This window comes from Dietzia sp. CQ4 (assembly GCF_014145125.1).
Lineage (GTDB): Bacteria > Actinomycetota > Actinomycetes > Mycobacteriales > Mycobacteriaceae > Dietzia > Dietzia natronolimnaea.
Genome location: NZ_JAALDZ010000226.1, coordinates 1 through 1,782, shown reverse-complemented (window position 1 = coordinate 1,782; position 1,782 = coordinate 1). Strand labels below are relative to the sequence as shown.

The 1,782-nt window shown below is 70.4% G+C and carries 2 protein-coding genes; both read left to right on the top strand.

Going from position 1 to position 1,782, the window contains the following annotated elements:
* Positions 1-971, top strand: a 971-nt coding sequence (locus G6031_RS12925) for a neutral/alkaline non-lysosomal ceramidase N-terminal domain-containing protein (protein ID WP_182653471.1), incomplete at its 5' end; no start/stop codon positions are given.
* Between the two features lie 77 nt (positions 972-1,048).
* On the top strand, positions 1,049-1,782 hold a 734-nt coding region (locus G6031_RS12920; protein ID WP_182653470.1), incomplete at its 3' end, for an SDR family NAD(P)-dependent oxidoreductase.

Genomic DNA, 1,782 nt, shown 5'->3' with positions numbered 1-1,782 from the left:
ACGGCCGCACGCACCGGACCGCGGTGGCGGCCCTCGGCGCGGCGTTCGCCGCCGGCAGCCAGGAGGACGGCGGGGGCGCCGAGGAGCTGCCCTTCAACGAGGGTGACCGGGGCGGGAACCCGGAGGTCAGAGCCATCTCCGAGCTCGTGATCCCCGCCTGGCTACGAGAGGCGCACGGCGCCAAGGACGTGCTGCTTCCCGTCGGCCTTGTGCCGCACGCCATCCAACGCGTGTATCCGTTCCACCTCGTCCGGCTCGGCGGGCACTACCTGTTCAGCCTGGGTTTCGAGCCGACCGTCGTGGCGGGCCTGCGCCTGCGCCGCACCCTGGCGGCCGAACTCGCCGTCCCCGAGGACCACATCACCGTGCAGGGGTACTCCAACGCCTACGGGCACTACGTCACGACCCCGGAGGAGTACTCGGCCCAGAACTACGAGGGCGGCGCCACCGCGTTCGGCCCGTGGACGCTGCCCGCCATCCAACAGGTGGCCGCCGACCTGGCGCGCTCGATGCGGTCGGGATCCCCCCTGGACCCGGGCGCCTCCGAACGGGACCTCACCGGGCAGATCCCCGTCTCCCCCCTGGGCAACCCGCTCGTGGACACCCCGGCGCCGCTGCGGAACTTCGGTGACGTGCTGGACCCGCCCCTGCCCGGGTACCGGGTGGGGCAGCGGGTCGTGGTCCGGTTCTGCGGCACGAACCCCAACTCCGACCTGCGGCGGGGTGACACCTACCTCGCCGTGGAGCGCCGGGACGGCGGACGGTGGGTCCGGGTCCACGACGACGGCGACTGGTCCACGATGATCGTGTTCGAGGGCCTGCTCACCGTGACCAACGCCCTCATCACCTGGGACATCCCTCCGGGAACACCGGCCGGTGAATACCGGGTGGTGTACACCGCCTCCGGTCGGGGCATCTACGGCCGACTATTCCCCGTGCGGGGGGAGAGCCCGGCCTTCGACGTGCGCTGAACACGGTTCTGGAACACTGGGCCGGTAAGTGCTTGCACCTCCTAGTGCTCGCCTCCTAGAGAGAAAGGACATCGCCCGTGGACATCAAGGGTGCTTCCGTCATCGTCACCGGTGCCGCCTCCGGCCTGGGCAACGCCACCGCGCGCTCGTTCGCAGAGAAGGGCGCGATCGTCTTCGGCCTCGACCTCCAGCAGTCCATCGACAAGGCCGTCGAGCAGGGCATCGACGAGGGGATCACACTCCTCCCCGCCGATGTGACCAGCGAGGACGACGTCAAGGCCGCCATCGCCAAGGCCACCGAGGCCGCCCCGCTGCGCGTCGTGGTCAACTGCGCGGGCATCGCCCCGGCCGCCCGCATCGTCTCCAAGAAGGGCGTGCACGCCCTGGACCTGTTCCAGACCTGCATCTCGGTCAACCTGGTCGGCACGTTCAACGTGCTGCGGCTCGCCGCCGAGGCCATGTCCACCCAGGACACGGTCGACGAGGACGGCCAGCGCGGCGTCATCATCAACACCGCCTCCGTGGCCGCCTACGAGGGCCAGGTCGGCCAGATCGCCTACGCCGCGTCCAAGGGCGGCGTGTACTCGATGGGCATCTGCGCGGCTCGCGACCTCGCCCAGTTCGGTATCCGGGTCAACACCATCGCCCCGGGGACCATCGAGACGCCGATGCTGCGTGGCCTGACCGAGGAGTTCCAGAAGACCCTCGAAGCCTCCATCCCGTTCCCGTCCCGCCTCGGCCGCCCGTCGGACTACGCGCAGCTGGCAGGCGCGATCGTCGAGCAGGACTACCTCAACGGCGAGAGCTTCCG